Origin of the sequence: Nonomuraea cavernae (assembly GCF_014646355.1) — a bacterium.
Taxonomy (GTDB): Bacteria; Actinomycetota; Actinomycetes; order Streptosporangiales; family Streptosporangiaceae; genus Nonomuraea; species Nonomuraea cavernae.
On record NZ_BMNH01000024.1, the window covers coordinates 99,840 to 115,031 of the forward strand.

The window sequence follows — 15,192 nt, forward strand, 5'->3', positions numbered from 1 at the left end:
CTAGCTTACCGATTCCTGCCCGACTGGCGTATGACGTCCACGATCAGCCAGCGCGCCGCGATCAGCGCCTGGTCGAGCGTGTCGTGGTCGTCGACGTCGACTACGCACCAGACCTCGTCGTAGGCGATGTCGCCATCTCGCTGGGCACGGGCCTCCCTGTCTTTCCTGTCGCGCTCGCGAATCGCGTAGCTCACCAAGGAACCCGGGTCGCGGCCGAGACCGATCACCTTGCAGTTGCGGATTTCGACGGGAAGGGAGCGAAAGTGGTCGCGGACTCCTTCGAAGTACTCGACCTCGGTGACCTGACCTTCGCAGACGATGAGGACGCGCTTCTTCGGTGCTCGTCTGCCGGTGGGGCGATCAAGGCGCGGGGGGCTACGCCTGGGACTCATCGTGTCTCGTCGTCCCTCTCCCGGAAGACTTCGCGGATGCTGTCGAAGTTGAGGTAGGGCACCGCTCCGTAGCGCCCCTGAAGGTAGCCGCGTTCGACGTTCTCGTCGCGCCGCGGATGGAATTCGGATAGGGCATAGAGGCTGGTGGCGCCTGAGTCGTCCTTTTCGGTGAACCAGACCTCGTCCCTGGCCATGATCTCGTCCTCGAGCATCGAGCCCAGCAACGTCGTGTCGTGAGAGGCGAAGACCAACTGGGCTCCGTGTCTGTTGATCTCTGGATCCTTGAACATGCGGATCAGACTGGAACTGAGGAGGGGGTGCAGGCTGGAGTCGATCTCGTCGGTGATGAGCACACAGTCTCCGCGGAGGGTGATGAGCGCGTGGCCGAGCAGGGAGAGCCAGGCCCTGGTGCCGGCGCTTTCCTCGTCAAGGCCGAGCGACACGCCGCCGGTCGATCTGCGCAGCACGACCCGCGCCCGAACCGCTCGCAACGCGGCTTCTGACGACGGTACGGCGAAATCCTCCGGGTAGAGCCTGGCGAACTCGTCCAGCACGGGGTCGTCCGGTGTCTCGACCAACTCGGCTCGCTCCACGCCGAGATCCGCGATGCGCAGGAGTTTGTTGAGGGCCGGGGCGAAGTCCGTTTCGTTCAGCAGGAATTTCGCCAGGTGAAGGCGCAGCTTCTCGTCTTCCTCGCCATGCTGCGCGAACAGCACCTTCCCAACCAGGCTCGCGTACAGATCGCCAAGCAACGGGTGGTTGTTGGACGCCGCGGCGGACAGGTAGAGCGAATTGGGCCGGGTGAGTCGCCGGATGCGCTGAATCTCGCCGGTGAGTCCGCGGCCGAAGGCCATGTCGTCGGCCGTGGATCGCTCGAACAACCTCTTCTTTCGGCCGTGGGGGAACGTATAGAGCCATTCGCCCAAGACCCGGGTGTCGTCCACTTCGAAGCCGTAGGAATACCGCGTTTCGTCGTGCAGGAAGTCCACTTCGAAGAACGACGCGGTCGCCAGGCCTGTCTCCGAGAGCTTGAACGGCTGTCGGGGCACTCCGCCGACCGGCCCCCATCGGGTATGTGATGATCGGATCGCGTCGATCATCCAGATCAAGGCACTGAGCACGTTGGACTTGCCAGAGGCGTTCGCTCCGTAGATGCCGGCCACTCGGACCGTGCCGAGTTCCTTCGTCTCACCCCGGCGAGGAACGGCGACGAGGGAGAGTGTCTGCTCATCACGGATGGACCGATGATTGGCCACTCTGAAGCGCAACAACATGACGATCTTCTCCCTGCACGAGTCTGCGGCCAGACTACATATTCAACCGTGCTTGTGAAGGGATTCCCCGCCATGAAGCATGAAATCACATACCCATGGCAATCCGGCGGCTCCGGCGATGAGGACGTGGCAGCCGGCGGCGGTGGCGGCGGCGATGCCGGGCGGGCTGTCCTCGACGGCGACGCAGCGGCGCGGGTCCACGCCGAGCCGGCGGGCCGCCTCCAGGTAGGGGTCGGGGGACGGCTTGCCGCGGACGGCGTCCTCGGCGGCGATGACCAGGTCGAACTCGTGGCGGAGCCGAGGCAGCACCAGTTCGACGATGCTCCGGGGCGAGGCGCTGACCAGGGCGGTGGGGATGCCCTGCGCGGACAGCGCGGCGAGCAGGTCGACGGCGCCGGGCACGACGTCGACGCCCCGCCCGACGCGGTCGGCGAAGGCGTCGGTGAGGCGGCGGCCGACCTCGGCCCGCTCACCGGCGCCGGCGGTCTCCACCAGGTACGCCGCCACGTCCTCGATCATGCGGCCGAGGACGTGGGGCACGTCGGCGGGCCCGAGCGTCACGCCCAGCGAACCGGCCACCGCCTCCGTGGCCTGCCACCAGAGGGTCTCGGTGTCCACCAGGGTGCCGTCCAGGTCGAACAGGACGGCCCGCGGTGGCACGGAAGCGGGCTCCGGAGGCGGCTGGGCGGGCGCCTCAGACGGCATCGGCCGTGGCGGGCGCCGGGACCGTGACCGTCCGGGCCGCCACCAGGACGGGCCGCTCGACCAGCCGCACGCCGACCCGGGTGCCGGGCGTCAGGCGCACGGCCTCGTGACCGGGCACGTCGGCGAGCACCTCGCCGCCTTCCAGGGCCAGCCGCAGCCGGACGGACGCGCCGCGGAAGGACGCGGCGATCACCTCGGCGGCGCCGCCCGCGTCCGGCGTGACCCGCACCGCCTCCGGGCGGATCAGCACGTCCACGTCGGGGTCGGCCGGGGCCGTGCCGTCGACGGGCAGGAGCTGGCCGAGGACGGTCACCTGGTCGCCGGAGACCCGCCCGGCCAGGTGGTTCATGGTGCCGACGAACTCGGCGACGAACGGCGTGGCCGGCCGGTCGTACACCTCGGCGGGCGGGCCGACCTGCTCCAGCCGGCCCTCGCGCAGCACCGCGACCCGGTCGGCGATCGACAGGGCCTCCTCCTGGTCGTGGGTGACGAAGACGGTGGTGATGCCGAGATCGAGCTGGAGGCGGCGGATCTCCTCGCGCAGCGAGACGCGTACCTTCGCGTCCAGCGCCGACAGCGGCTCGTCGAGCAGCAGGACACGCGGCTCCAGGGCCAGCGCGCGGGCCAGGGCGACGCGCTGCTGCTGGCCGCCGGACAGCTCATGAGGGTAGCGCTCGGCGTGGTCGGGCAGCCCGACCAGCTCCAGCAGCTCGGCGGCCTTGGCCCGTCTGGTGGCGACGGGCACCCGGCGGACCCGCAGGCCGAAGGCGACGTTGTCGCGGGCGTTGAGGTTGGGGAAGAGCGAGTAGGACTGGAAGACCATGCCCGCGTCGCGCTTGCTGGCCGGGACGTCGGTGATGTCCTTGCCGTCGACGAGCACGGCTCCCGAGTCGGGCCGTTCGAACCCGGCGACGCACCGCAGCGCGGTCGTCTTGCCGCAGCCCGACGGGCCGAGCAGGGCGACGAACTCGCCCGGCTCGATGGTCAGGTCGAGCCCGTCCAGCGCGACCGTCTTGCCGAAGATCCGCCGTAGCCCGCGGAACTCCACCTTGGACGTCATTTCTTCTCCCTCCCGAACGCGCTGGAGACCGCGAGCAGCAGCAGCCAGATGAGCAGCAGGCTGAGGATCGAGACCGCGACCGACAGCTGCCCTCGCGAGCCGGAGATCGTCACGATCCACACCGCGAACGGCTGGTAGCCGAGCAGCCTGGCCACGGTGAACTCGCCGAACACCAGGGCGAGCGTGAGGAACGACGCGCTGGCCAGGGCCGAGCGCAGGTTGGGGATGATCACCCGGAACACCACGTGCGGCCACGACGCGCCCAGGTTGCGGGCCGCCTCGACCAGGGTCCGTACGTCCATCGTGCGCAGCCCGGCGTCCAGCGACCGGTAGACGAACGGCAGCACCAGCACCACGTACGCCAGGACCAGCACGATCGGGAACGCCGGATCCTGCAGCGCGATGAGCGTGGCCCAGAACGGCGTCGGAGCCAGCACGTCGGCCCCGGCGCGCAGCGAGGTGCCTAGCCCGGCCACGAACGTGATCGGCGGCACCACCAGCGGCAGCGTGCAGAGCACCTCCATGACCGGCCGCAGCCGCGGCGTGAAGAGCCGTACGGCCAGCATCGCGGGCAGCGTGAGCAGCAGGACGAGCGCGATCGTGGCGAGCCCGAGCCCCAGCGAGAGGGCCAGGCTCCCGGCGAAGCCCTCGGCGGTCAGCAGCTCGCCGTAGGCGCCGAACGACACCCCGGCGGTCGGGGTGTAGATCGTGTACCAGAGCGACGCCCCGAGCGGCACCAGGAAGTAGAGCCCGGCCAGCACGAGGACCAGCGCCCGCCAGGCGCGCGGCCGGGTCGCGGGGGGCGCGGCCGTGGCCGGCGTTCGCTCCAGGCCGGTCACCGCAGCCATCGGGTGCTCCTCTTCTGCAGCGGCAGGTAGACCGCCATGACCAGGCCCGCGATCACGATCATGTCGAGGCTGAGCGCGAGCGCGACGTTCTCCTGGCCGATCAGCACGTCGCTGGTCAGCGCGTTCGCGATCTTCAGCGTGACCAGCGGCACGACCGTGCCGGCGCCCATGGCCGCCGCCGTGGCGTAGGCCGCGAACGCCGACCCGAACAGCAGCACCACGCCGCCGAGCAGCGCGGGTGTCAGCACCGGCAGGCCGACGTAGCGCCAGTAGTGCCAGGCGGTGGCGCCGTTGCCGGCCGCCGCCTCGCGCCACTGCGGCCGCAGCCCGTCGAGGGCGGGCGCCATGACCAGCACCATCAACGGGACCGAGAAGTAGAGATAGACCACGACCAGGCCCCAGAAGGTGTAGAGCGCGCCCGAGGGCAGCCCCAGCAGCCCGCTGACCACGCCGGAGTTGCCCAGCGTGGCCACCCAGAAGAAGGCCAGCGGGACACCGCCGAAGTTGGCCAGCACGCCGGACGCCGTCAGCACCGACTGCCGCAGCGCCGCGAACCTGGAGGTCACGACCGCGTAGGCGAGGAACGTGCCGAGCACGGCGCCCAGCAGCGCCACGACGGCCGACACCTGGACGCTGCCGGCCATCGAGGTCAGGTTGCCGCCCTGCAGGCTCTGCCGCATGTTCTCGAGCGTCGGCCGCCCCTGCGAGGTGAAGGCGCCCACCAGCAGCGCGACCAGCGGGACGCCGAAGACGAACGCGTAGAAGGCGAACAGGGGCAGCGTGCCGAGCCACCCCCTGGACCTGGTCGTCATCCGGAGATGGCGGCGTCCCAGCCGCTGGCCAGCTTGGCCTTGGCCGCGTCGACCTGGGCGCTCGTCGGGAAGGTGGGCGTGCCCTCGACCTTGGGCAGCGCCTCGGCCGCGACCTTGTCGACCGTGCCGTCGGCCTCCATCGCGGGCAGCAGCACCGGCCGGGCGAAGCCCTTCAGGTAGAGGTTCTGGCCTTCGGGGCTGTAAAGGTACTCCTGCCACAGGCGGGCCGCCGCCGGGTGCGGGGCGTCCTTGTTGATGGCCTGCGCGTACATCTGGAAGTACTTGCCGTCGCTCGGCACGTTGACCTTCCAGTCGAGACCCTTGGCCGCCATCTGCGGCGCGTAGGCGGCGTTGTTGTAGTCCCAGTCGATGCTGATCTGGGTCTCGCCCTTCTCGATCGTCGCCGGCGTGGTCTCGACCGGGTTGAAGTTGCCCGCGTCCTTCAGCTTCTTGAAGAAGTCGAGGCCCGGCTGGATGTCGTCGAAGGAGCCGCCGTTCGCGATCGACGCGGCGTAGACGCCGGCGAACGCCGATCCCGACTTGGTGGGGTTGCCGTTGAGCGCGACCTTGCCCTTGTACTCGGGCTTGAGCAGGTCGGCGAAGCTCGTCGGGCAGGTGGCGATCTTCTTGGCGTCGCAGCCGATCGAGATGTAGCCGCCGTAGTCGTTGGTCCAGAGCCCGGTGGGCTCCTTCTGGCCCTCGGGGATCTTGTCGAACGTCTGCACCTTGTACGGGGCGAACAGGCCCTCGGCGGCGCCGCTGATCGCGAACGACTGGCCGAGGTCGAGCACGTCGGGCGCCCGGTCCTGGCCCTTGCGGGTCTTGACGGCGTTGATCTCGTCGGCGCTGGCGGCGTCGGGATCCTCGCTCTCGATCTTGATGCCGTACTTGGCCTCGAACGACTTGATGATCTCGCCGTAGTTGGCCCAGTCGGGCGGCAGCGCGATGACGTGCAGGTTGCCTTCCTTCTTGGCCGCCTCCACCAGCTTGTCCAGGCCGCCGAAGTCGGCGGCGGAGGTGGCGGTGCGCGCGTTGACCCCGCCCTCCGTCGCCTGTCGGTCGGTGCCGGGCGCGGCGCCGCAGGCCGCGGTGACTGCCGCAAGTGCTGCTACAACGCCTGCCACACGGGCGCGAGATGTGAACACGTCGTCTCCACTCTCCGGGGGGTGTGGAAAGAATTTAAGGGAGCTTGTACAAACAAGCCAGCACCAGTAAGTCCCATAAAGATTGCTCTTTCATGAACGGGAAAGGTCGCGGATGGTCGCCCGCTATGAACGGATCGCCGCTGAGCTGCGCGACGAGATCATCGGCGGCGTCCGTCCGGTCGGCTCGCAGCTGCCCACCGAGTCGGAGCTGGCCGCGCGCTACTCCGCCGCCCGCGGCACGGTACGGCAGGCGGTGGCCCTGCTCGTCGCCGAAGGGCTGGTCGGGTCGCGCCAGGGGGCCAGGCGCATCGTGCTGGGCCACGCCCGCAGCCAGAGCTTCGCCGAGTTGCACAGCTTCGCCCAGTGGGCCCGCGCCAACGGCTACCGCTTCGGCGGCCAGGTGATCAGTCAGCGTCGCAGGCCGGCGACGCCGGCCGAGTCCGCCCGGCTCGGTTGCGAGGAGGTGCTGGAGGTGCTGCGGGTGCGCTCGCTGGAGGGCGAGCCGGTGCTGGTCGAACGGACCGCCTACGCGGGCTGGACGGCCGCCGCCGTCGAACGGCTGCCGGCCGACTGCGAGTCGGTCACCGAGGCGCTGCGCGCCTCGGTCGGGCTGGTCTTCGCCTACGGCGAGCACCTCATCGACGCGGTCCCGGCCGGCGCGCACGACGCCCGCCTGCTGGGGGTCCGGCGCGGCAGCCCGCTCCTGCGGCAGCGCCGGATCACCACCACGCATGAGGGCAGGCCGGTGGAGTGGTCGGACGACCGCTACCGGGCGGGCAGCGTGGAGTTCAGTGTCCGCAACTCGATCGGCGCCAATCCGCTGGCGCGGCAGGCGGGCGACTTGCGCTTCGGAGGCTGAGAACATATGTTCGATACATAGCGCCCGCCTTCCCCCGGGTGGCTCAGCACAGGCACCAAGAGCCGCGGGGAGAAGCGACTTGAGCAGACTCTATGGCGATCCGATCGAGGTGTGGACCAGGGACGGGGAGCCCACCCAGTTCGTCTGGCGCGATCGCCTCTACCTCGTCCGCCGCGTCCTCGACCACTGGGTGGTCGCGCGCGAGTGGTGGAAGACCAGCGAGGGAGACCCCGGCGAGCGCCAGTTCTGGCGGGTCGAGGCCAGTCCGGGGCGTGAGCCCGGCTCCTACGAGCTGAGGTTCGACACCGCCAGCAGCGGCTGGCTGCTGCTGAGGGCGTGGGACTGATGGCCGCGCCGTTCCCGCACCTGAACGTGTGCTCGGCCTACTCGATGCGCTACGGCACCGCCTTCCCCCAGGCCCTGGCGCGGCGGGCGGCCGAGGACGGGATGGACATCCTCGCGCTGACCGACCGCGACGGCCTCTACGGAGCGGTCAAGCACGCGCATGCCTGCGCGGACGCCGGGATCGGCCCGGTCCTCGGCGTCAGCCTGGCGCTCGCCGCCCAGGGCACCGGCTTCGACCCGGTCCCCGGCGCCGAAGCCGGTCTCGATCCCGACCTGCTGCCCGGGTTCGCGCCCCGGCCCGGCCGCGGGTCAGGGCGGGGGGCCGGTCGCGGGTCGGGCCGGTCGGGTGGCCATGGTCCGGGCTCCCGGAGCGGGCGGCCCCGGACGGGGCCCGACTCGGCCGACCGGGTCACCGTGCTGGCGCGTTCGGGCGGCTGGTCCCGGCTGGCGCGCCTGGTCACGGCCGCCCACTACGCGGCCGAGCGCGGCGCGCCCCGGATCACCCGCGAGCTGGTCGCGACCTGGGCGGGCTCGGGCGCCGACGGGCTGGTGGTGCTCCTGGGCCCGCGCTCCGACGTGGGCCGCGCGGTCGCCGAGCGGCGCGACGACCGCGCCAGGGCGCTGCTCGACCTGTGGCGCTCCACGGTCCCCGGCGGCGTGGTGGTCGAGCTGGTCGACCAGTACGGCTACCGCGACGCCATCACCGCCGTCCGCATGCTGGCCCTGGCCGAGTCGCTCGGCGTGCCCGCCGTGCTGACCAACGCCGTCAGATACCTCGACCCCGCCGACCACCAGGTGGGCGACGTGCTCGACGCGGCCCGCCAGCTGGTCCCGCTGCACCCCCGCCACCTGGAACGTGCCACGTCCCACGCCTACCTCAAGAGCACGAAGGACATGCGGCAGGTGGCCGCCAAGATCTGCGGCTCCGACCAGACCCGGATCGCCGACCTGCTGCGCACCACCAGGCGCGTCGCCGAGGAGTGCGTGATCGACCCGGTCGAGCTGCTCGCGCTGCGCCGCGACCCGCCCGACCTGCACCTGCCGGAGATCGGCCGCGACCCGGTGCCGCTGCTGCGCCACCGCGTCGAGGACGGCCTGGTCTCCCGCGGCCTGGCCCGCTCCCGCGAGGCCAGGGAGCGGCTCACGGCCGAGATGGACATCATCGAGAAGAAGCGCCTGTCCGGATACTTCATCGCCGTGGCTGGCATCACCGACATGATCCGCGGCATGGACGTCCGCTGCGCGATCCGCGGCTCGGGCGCGGGCAGCCTGGTCAACTACCTCATCGGCATCGGCGAGGTCGACCCGCTCCGGCACGGCCTGCTCATGGAGCGCTTCCTGTCCGAGGGCCGCGTCGGGCTGCCCGACATCGACGTCGACGTCGAGTCCGCGCGCCGGCTCGACTGCTACAAAGCGATCTTCGACAGGTACGGCGAGGCCCGCGTGGCCTGCGTGTCCATGATGGAGACCTACCGGGCGCGCAGCGCGATCCGCGACGTGGCGGGGGCGATGGGGCTGCCGCCACACGAGATCGACGCGATCGCCAAGGCGTTCCCGCACATCCGGGCCGCGCAGATCACCGCCTCGCTGACCGACCTGCCCGAGCTGCGCGAGAGCCGGCTCGGCGAGGCGGGGCTGGAGCGGGTGTTCCGGCTGGCCGAGAAGCTCGACGGGCTGCCCAGGCACATCGCGCTGCACCCGTGCGGGGTGCTGATCGGCAACTCCGGCCTGCGTGACCGCACCCCGGTGGAGCGGAGCCTGCTGGAGTTCCCGATGTCGCAGTTCGACAAGGAGGACGTGGAGGAGGCCGGCCTGCTCAAGCTCGACGTGCTGGGCGTGCGGATGCAGTCGGCGATGGCCTACACGCTGGGCGAGATCGAACGGGTCGACGACGTCGTGGTCGCCCTTGACCAGCAGAGCGGCTCCGAGCCGGGCGTCGAGTACGTGTCCCACGACGACCAGGACACCTACGACATGATCTGCGCCGGCCGTACCCTCGGCTGCTTCCAGATCGAGTCGCCGGGGCAGCGCGAGCTCGTCGCCAAGCTGGAGCCGCGCAGGATGCACGACCTGATCGTGGACATCTCACTGTTCCGGCCCGGACCGGTCAACTCCGACATGGTCACGCCCTATCTGGAGGCCAGGCACGGGTGGCGCCGGCCGCGCTATCCGCACGAGAGGCTGCGCGAGGCGCTGAAGGAGACGCACGGCGTGGTGGTCTTCCACGAGCAGGTGCTCAAGATCATCTCGGTGATGACCGGCAGGGACCTGTCGTTCGCCGAGATGCTGCGGCGCGCGCTGGGCACGCCCGAGGGGCGAGAGCGGGTCCGCAACGCGTTCGTGCCGCTGGCCAGGGCCAACGGGTTCGACGACGCCTCCGTGGAACGAGCCTGGCAGGTGCTCGACGCGTTCGGCGGGTTCGGCTTCTGCAAGGCGCACGCGGCCGCGTTCGCGCTGCCCACCTACCAGTCGGCGTGGCTCAAGCGGCACCACGCGGCGGCGTTCTTCGCCGGGGTGCTCACGCACGAGCCCGGCATGTACCCCCAGCGCGTCATCATCGACGAGGCCCGGCAGTGCGGGGTCGCGATCCTGCCGCTGGACATCAACAAGTCGGCCCGCGACTGGCGGGTGGAGCGGTTCGGGCCCCGCCCCGCCGCCCGGATCCGGGTCACCCCCGCCGCCCTGGGCGAGGACGACCCGCCGCGCCGGATCGCCGACTTCGACGCCGGGCAGCTCGGCAGGGGCTACGCGCTGCGGGTGCCGTTCTCGGCGATCAAGGGGGTGAGCGAGGCGGAGGTCGGGCGCATGGTCGCCGGCCAGCCGTACACGTCGCTCGCCGACTTCTGGGACCGGGCCCGCCCGTCGCGCCCCACCATCGAGCGGATCGTCCAGGTCGGCGGCCTGGACGAGCTCCACGGCCTGCGTCCCGGCGGCCCCCGCTGGCGCCCCGGCCGGCTCACCCGCCGCGACCTGATCGCCCAGGTCGGCACCCTCGACCGAGCCTCCGCCTCCGGGGTCGCGGCCACGGCGCGATCGTCGAAGCGCTACACCGCCGCCCGCCCCGAGACCACCGCGATCGGCGCCGATGCCGTGCAGCTCCCCCTGGGCTTCACCGAGCACGTCCCGCCGGGCGAGCTGCCCGAGATGACCGAGGCCGAGATGGTCGAGGCCGAGCTGGAGATCCTGGGCATCGACGTCAGCCGGCACGTCATCAGCTTCCACGACGAGCTGCTCGACGCGCTCGGGGTGGTGCGCTCCAAAGACCTGCCGGCCCAGCGCAACGGCGCCGAGGTGCTGGTCGCCGGGGTCAAGGTGGCCACCCAGACGCCGGCCGTCCGCTCGGGCCGGCGCGTCATCTTCACCACCCTCGACGACTCGACGGGGCCGGTCGATCTGACGTTCTTCGAATCGGTGCAGGGCAGGTGCGCGGCGACGGTGTTCGGCGCCTGGCTCCTGGTCGCCAGGGGAGTGGTCAGGCGGACGGGCATCCGGGCGATCTCGATGCGCGCCGTCGACTGCTGGGACCTGGCCGACCTCGACGCGCTCTGGCGCTCGCGCGGCATCGAGGCGGTCCGGGCGGTCCTCGCCCGCACTGAGGATGACCGGGAAGGGGTCGGCGGACGCCCGATCGAGTACGCCAACGGGTTCCGGCTCTCGCCCTACTCCGACCTCGCCCCGGCCGTCACCACCCCGCCCCGCCTGCTGTGGCACGCCAGCCAGGGCAGCTCGGGCCCCACGGCGGCCTGACGGGTTTCAGCCCGTCTGCCCGAGCGGCGCCGACTCCGGGGCGGGGGGCACCAGCGGGCGGACAGGCTGGACGGCGGCGAGCGGGGCGGGGTGGCGCTGGATGTCGGTGATCTTGCGGACGGTGGCCGCGCAGAGCAGCGCGGCCAGCGACAGGCAGGCGAGCTCCGGCACCCCGATCCCGGTGAGGTCGCCCGGCGACGACTCGAACAGCCGCGACCCGACCAGCACCAACGTCGCCAGCCAGCTCACCCACCACGCCCCCAGCAGCGCGAGCCAGCGGACCCGGCGATCGATCTGCGGATGGGAGCCGCGCCAGACCTCGTCCACGAACACCGGCGGCGCCACCAGGTTGAGCCCCGGCACGAGCCACGCGGTCAGGACCGGACGCGAGGGGGCGGACAGGTCGTTGACCTGCCGGGCCCGTACGAGCCAGGTGAGGTAGGCGATCGCGGCGGCGACGGTGGTGCCGGCGACCAGCATCACCAGCACGGCGAAGACGGTCACGGCGCCCACGACGGCCTCGGCGTCGGCTCCGTGGGGCCGGCCGCCGAAGGCGGCGAGCTGGGCCGCGAGCCGCCGGCCGCGGACCGCTTCGAAGATCACGAGAGAGCCGAGGGAGAGCACCTGCGCGACCAGGGTCACGTAGACGGCGGAGGCGGCTTTGGTGGGCGGGGCCTGGGCGTAGCGCACGTTGTTCTCCCCCCGTGCCATGCGCTGAGGTTCTGACTCACTTGTATCCCGCCGACCTCGTTGTTAATCAGCTCACGACCCCGCTTTCCCACGCCCACGCTGCTATTCCCACCCGATTGCGGACACCGAGTTTGGCCGTGATGCTCCCGAGGTGCGTCTTCACGGTCGACAGCGACACGAACAGCTCGGCGGCCACCTCCTGGTTGGTGCGCCCCCTGGCCACCAGCCGCACGACGTCGAGCTCCCGGTCGGTCAGCGAGGTGTCCGCCGAGACGGCGCTCCGCCGGGGCTGGACCAGCTGCCGCAGCAGCCGTACGGTCACCGACGGCGACACCAGTGCCTCGCCGTCGGCGGCGGCCTTGACCGCCTCGATCAGCAGCGCGGGACCGCTGTCCTTGAGCAGGAACCCGGTGGCGCCCGACCGGAGCGCGCCGTAGACGTACTCGTCGAGGTCGAAGGTGGTGACGATGACCACCCGCAACGGGTCCTCCACTCCCGGGCCGGCCAGCAGCCGGGTCACCTCCAGCCCGTCGAGCTTCGGCATCCGGATGTCGAGCAGGCACACGTCCGGCCGGAGCCGCCTGGCCGCGGCGACCGCTTCGGCCCCGTCGGCGACGGCGGCCACGACCCGCATGTCCGGCTGGGCGTCCAAGATCATCTGGAAGCCGGTGCGCACCAGCTCCTGGTCATCGGCGATGAGCACACTGATAGTCACGGCCCACACTCTAGGTTCGCCCGGCCAGGATCGGCCGTTCGGCCGAGGCGGACCGGACGCACGGCCGATCCGCCGCCCACCCTTCCGGCGAGACGCTTGCCGGCATGAACAACGTGCTGGTTGGACGGAACCTGACCAAACGCTTTGGGCGGACGGTCGCCCTGGACGGCGTGGACCTCGCGGTGCGGACCGCCGAAGCAGTGGCGATCATGGGGCCGAGCGGAAATGATCAGCTTCGCCGCCTGTGGCGAGAAACTATTACTTCGTAGCGGAGCCCCTGGCCAAGGCATGATTTAGCCTCGGACGGCTTCTCTCAAGCGCACGGACACGCCCGATCGCTGTACAGGTGCCCGAGCGCTTTTCGGCTGGCGCGCTGTCTACATGGACGGCGAGTCGAACTCGCCTGCCTTCGCCCCCCCGATGAACGCGCCCCACTCGGATGCGCTGAACCGAAGGTGTGGCCCTTGAGGGTTCTTGCTGTCCCGCACGGCTACTCCACCATCGGGCAACGATGCGATCTCTACACAGTCGCCGCTGGCGTTGCTCGCGCGGGACTTGCGCCAAATGAGGGGCGGCGGGTCACCGTCGATGCTGGGGGTATCGTTCATGGCGCTTCCTTACCTAGCTTCGCGATGAAGCTCCGGCTCTGCCCCGGATTGAGAGCCTTTGCCGCTATATGGTCATAGACCAGGTTATACCTGTCTATATCAGCCGGTTCTTCAAGGTAGAGGCCACTGACTTCGTTCTCGATGTAGACGACATCGGGATCGGGTGGCGTGAAGCTCAGGATGACGAAGCCGCCGCCCATCCCAGCGTGCATAGCTGCGCCGAAGGGGAGGATCCGCAACGTCAGATGCGGAAGCTGGGACAGTTCGATCAACCGCTTGAGCTGGGCTTGGGGACCTGCGCTGGCGGCTGCCGCCGCCCATCGCAGACTTGCCTCGTTGAGGACAAAGGAGAGCTTGCGGGTCTCGTCTTGAAGCATCCGCTCTTGCCGGGCCATCCTGAACGCGATCTTTCGATCTATCTCGGCCGCGCTGTAGCTGGTTGGCTGGGTCGCGAGGTATGCCCGGTAGTAGTCGGCGGTTTGGAGCAGGCCGGGAATCAATTCCACGTCGTACGATCGCCGTCCTTCTGCCTCGACTTCCAGGCCGATGAGGACCTGGAGCCACTCCGGAAGGACGTCTCCGTCGGCGTCGGCGGACAGTTGGCACGTATAGAGGTGACCGATGACGGGGCGGACACCGTTCCTCGTCCGCGCCTGTCTGATGACCTGGACTCACGCGGGCGGGGCCTGCGGCTGGTGGCGCGACTCTCGACCGCATGGGGTGTGCGCGCGTTGGGCGGTCGGCAACTCACGGTCTGGTCGGAGTTTCCTATGGTGATGCACGCCGCGCATCTGTGCGAGGCCACCAGCAACGCTCTGACGCGAGAGATCGAGGGGCGGGCTGGATGATCCGATTCACGCAGTATCCGCCGCGCTGCGAATCGCCACACGTTCCCGACTCGGCGGAGTACGAACCGCTGACGTGGATGTCTCCGCGCGAGGGTGAGCCTGAAGCGCGGGTATTGCGGTGGACCTGCGACTGTCAGCCGGTCGTGTACGAGTTGGTCACGCTCGGTGGGGTGCGTTACATCCGCCGTATCCAGACTCTCAAGGAAAGAAGGTTGATACATGAGACAGATCGCTGGATAGACCGCGTTGCGGAGGGCCTGTGGAATGCGCTGCTTTTTGGGCATGTGCGATAGTCGAATGGACATCGCGCGGTTGATACTCCTTGGGGGGAGAGTTAGCGCCCGCGTTGCCGCCCATTCCATCCTTCGTTCAATTAGCCAACAGGCCGAGAGACGTGTCCATGGCGAGATGTATCGCTGCGAAGTGGCCGAAGGGGATCCGGCTCGAATTACTGAGCATACGTAAAGACCGGCCTTGGCATATGTAGTACAAAGGAAGGTGCTGCATATACTAGGCAGTATTGACGTGCGCTTGGATATCGAATGCGACCCAAGAGATGTCACCTCAAGGAAAGAAGCGAATGCTGCAGCGGTATCGGCGTTGGAGCGCTATGGTTTGTTGACGCACCGGAAGGCGCCGATCAAGGTGTAAGCGAACGGAAAATCGCGTGTATGTACATGCGAGAAAATCGTCCGATGGAGGTAGTGAATGAGCACGGGCGAAGGTCTTCGTGTGCCCTGGGGTTTGGGGCGGATGACGGTAAGCGGTCTCGCAGAAGAGCCATGGTACGAGAGCGTATGCCTCGATCCCGCAACCCAGATCACTCGGTTCTACAACGCGGACGGGGAAGTCCTCCCGATTCAGATGGGTCAGACCGTCACCATGTCCAAGGGGGGCGGTGGGGATGGCTCGTCTGGGTCTCCTGAGGTCGCCGACGACTCCCAGAACGACAACTGATCGAGCAGGGGGATGGGTAACTCGCCCAGCGTGGTCTTGGTGGTCACATCGGCGCAAGACGTCACCGCGAACCTGGTCATCGAGGCTCTTCGACTTTGAGGGGGAAGCTCACCCTCATGCCGCTGGGTTGATCGTTTGATGTGTGCAGGCCAACCGTACGCGGCGGCGTTGGTTGGTCAGGTTGCGG

Annotated in this window: 16 protein-coding genes; 5 read left to right on the forward strand and 11 right to left on the reverse strand. The window is 69.6% G+C overall.

What is annotated here, in order from left to right:
- Positions 1–5 precede the first annotated feature (5 nt).
- Genes IEY82_RS29525 through IEY82_RS29555 form a run of 7 tightly spaced genes read right to left on the reverse strand, consistent with a single transcriptional unit; the run spans position 6 to position 6,236 of the window.
- A complete protein-coding gene (locus IEY82_RS29525; protein ID WP_189127522.1) occupies positions 6–392 on the reverse strand; it encodes an RloB family protein in 387 nt (128 codons plus the stop codon).
- Positions 389–1,666: an AAA family ATPase gene (locus IEY82_RS29530; RefSeq protein WP_189127523.1), complete on the reverse strand. Its 1,278-nt coding sequence runs from the start codon at positions 1,664–1,666 to the stop codon at positions 389–391. Before IEY82_RS29530 ends, IEY82_RS29525 begins: the two co-directional genes overlap by 4 nt.
- 42 nt (positions 1,667–1,708) lie before the next feature.
- Entirely contained in the window at positions 1,709–2,326 is a 618-nt protein-coding gene (locus IEY82_RS29535; RefSeq protein ID WP_225262648.1) for an HAD family hydrolase, read from the reverse strand.
- 34 nt (positions 2,327–2,360) lie between these two features.
- On the reverse strand, positions 2,361–3,431 hold the full coding sequence (locus IEY82_RS29540; protein WP_189127525.1) for an ABC transporter ATP-binding protein: 1,071 nt from the start codon (positions 3,429–3,431) through the stop codon (positions 2,361–2,363).
- Complete coding sequence (locus IEY82_RS29545) at positions 3,428–4,279, reverse strand: ABC transporter permease (RefSeq protein WP_189127526.1); 852 nt, start codon at positions 4,277–4,279, stop codon at positions 3,428–3,430. Before IEY82_RS29545 ends, IEY82_RS29540 begins: the two co-directional genes overlap by 4 nt.
- Positions 4,267–5,091: an ABC transporter permease gene (locus tag IEY82_RS29550; RefSeq protein WP_189127527.1), complete on the reverse strand. Its 825-nt coding sequence runs from the start codon at positions 5,089–5,091 to the stop codon at positions 4,267–4,269. Before IEY82_RS29550 ends, IEY82_RS29545 begins: the two co-directional genes overlap by 13 nt.
- Positions 5,088–6,236: an ABC transporter substrate-binding protein gene (locus IEY82_RS29555; protein ID WP_189127528.1), complete on the reverse strand. Its 1,149-nt coding sequence runs from the start codon at positions 6,234–6,236 to the stop codon at positions 5,088–5,090. Before IEY82_RS29555 ends, IEY82_RS29550 begins: the two co-directional genes overlap by 4 nt.
- Positions 6,237–6,348: 112 nt before the next feature.
- Between IEY82_RS29555 and IEY82_RS29560 the strand changes: the two genes are divergently transcribed.
- The 3 genes from IEY82_RS29560 to IEY82_RS29570 all read left to right on the forward strand — a co-directional run bounded on the left by IEY82_RS29560 (position 6,349) and on the right by IEY82_RS29570 (position 11,187).
- On the forward strand, positions 6,349–7,095 hold the full coding sequence (locus tag IEY82_RS29560; RefSeq protein WP_189127529.1) for a GntR family transcriptional regulator: 747 nt from the start codon (positions 6,349–6,351) through the stop codon (positions 7,093–7,095).
- A 79-nt stretch (positions 7,096–7,174) separates the two neighbouring features.
- Positions 7,175–7,441, forward strand: coding sequence for a DUF6504 family protein (locus IEY82_RS29565; protein ID WP_189127530.1), 267 nt, complete (start codon positions 7,175–7,177; stop codon positions 7,439–7,441).
- A complete protein-coding gene (locus tag IEY82_RS29570) occupies positions 7,441–11,187 on the forward strand; it encodes a DNA polymerase III subunit alpha (protein ID WP_189127543.1) in 3,747 nt (1,248 codons plus the stop codon). The genes IEY82_RS29565 and IEY82_RS29570 overlap by 1 nt, the downstream gene beginning before the upstream one ends.
- Positions 11,188–11,193: 6 nt before the next feature.
- Here the strand turns inward: IEY82_RS29570 and IEY82_RS29575 are convergent, their stop codons facing one another.
- A complete protein-coding gene (locus IEY82_RS29575; RefSeq protein WP_189127531.1) occupies positions 11,194–11,898 on the reverse strand; it encodes a DUF4328 domain-containing protein in 705 nt (234 codons plus the stop codon).
- A gap of 46 nt (positions 11,899–11,944) precedes the next feature.
- A complete protein-coding gene (locus IEY82_RS29580) occupies positions 11,945–12,592 on the reverse strand; it encodes a response regulator (RefSeq protein ID WP_189127532.1) in 648 nt (215 codons plus the stop codon).
- A gap of 104 nt (positions 12,593–12,696) precedes the next feature.
- On the opposite strand from IEY82_RS29580, the gene IEY82_RS29585 reads away from it, so the two are divergent.
- Positions 12,697–12,861 (forward strand): hypothetical protein, encoded by a 165-nt coding sequence (locus IEY82_RS29585; RefSeq protein ID WP_189127533.1) that lies wholly within the window; start codon positions 12,697–12,699, stop codon positions 12,859–12,861.
- A 108-nt stretch (positions 12,862–12,969) separates the two neighbouring features.
- On the opposite strand, the gene IEY82_RS29590 is transcribed toward IEY82_RS29585, so the two are convergent.
- Positions 12,970–13,200, reverse strand: a complete 231-nt coding sequence (locus IEY82_RS29590; RefSeq protein ID WP_189127534.1) for a DUF397 domain-containing protein — start codon at positions 13,198–13,200, stop codon at positions 12,970–12,972.
- Positions 13,197–13,862 carry a DUF5753 domain-containing protein gene (locus IEY82_RS29595; protein WP_308015954.1) on the reverse strand — a complete coding sequence of 222 codons (666 nt, stop codon included), beginning with the start codon at positions 13,860–13,862 and terminating at the stop codon, positions 13,197–13,199. Before IEY82_RS29595 ends, IEY82_RS29590 begins: the two co-directional genes overlap by 4 nt.
- Before the next feature lie 894 nt (positions 13,863–14,756).
- On the opposite strand from IEY82_RS29595, the gene tgmA reads away from it, so the two are divergent.
- Positions 14,757–15,005 carry a putative ATP-grasp-modified RiPP gene (tgmA, locus tag IEY82_RS40425; protein ID WP_189127536.1) on the forward strand — a complete coding sequence of 83 codons (249 nt, stop codon included), beginning with the start codon at positions 14,757–14,759 and terminating at the stop codon, positions 15,003–15,005.
- Positions 15,006–15,192: the final 187 nt, after the last annotated feature.

Bases quoted from the DNA above. Each gene is read 5' to 3' on its own strand.
- IEY82_RS29530 (WP_189127523.1), bottom strand. From the start codon at position 1,666: ATGTTGTTGCGCTTCAGAGTGGCCAATCATCGGTCCATCCGTGATGAG.
- IEY82_RS29570 (WP_189127543.1), top strand. From the start codon at position 7,441: ATGGCCGCGCCGTTCCCGCACCTGAACGTGTGCTCGGCCTACTCGATG.
- IEY82_RS29540 (WP_189127525.1), bottom strand. From the start codon at position 3,431: ATGACGTCCAAGGTGGAGTTCCGCGGGCTACGGCGGATCTTCGGCAAG.
- IEY82_RS29575 (WP_189127531.1), bottom strand. From the start codon at position 11,898: ATGGCACGGGGGGAGAACAACGTGCGCTACGCCCAGGCCCCGCCCACC.
- IEY82_RS29585 (WP_189127533.1), top strand. From the start codon at position 12,697: ATGAACAACGTGCTGGTTGGACGGAACCTGACCAAACGCTTTGGGCGG.
- IEY82_RS29550 (WP_189127527.1), bottom strand. From the start codon at position 5,091: ATGACGACCAGGTCCAGGGGGTGGCTCGGCACGCTGCCCCTGTTCGCC.
- IEY82_RS29560 (WP_189127529.1), top strand. From the start codon at position 6,349: ATGGTCGCCCGCTATGAACGGATCGCCGCTGAGCTGCGCGACGAGATC.
- tgmA (WP_189127536.1), top strand. From the start codon at position 14,757: ATGAGCACGGGCGAAGGTCTTCGTGTGCCCTGGGGTTTGGGGCGGATG.
- IEY82_RS29590 (WP_189127534.1), bottom strand. From the start codon at position 13,200: ATGAACGATACCCCCAGCATCGACGGTGACCCGCCGCCCCTCATTTGG.
- IEY82_RS29525 (WP_189127522.1), bottom strand. From the start codon at position 392: ATGAGTCCCAGGCGTAGCCCCCCGCGCCTTGATCGCCCCACCGGCAGA.
- IEY82_RS29545 (WP_189127526.1), bottom strand. From the start codon at position 4,279: ATGGCTGCGGTGACCGGCCTGGAGCGAACGCCGGCCACGGCCGCGCCC.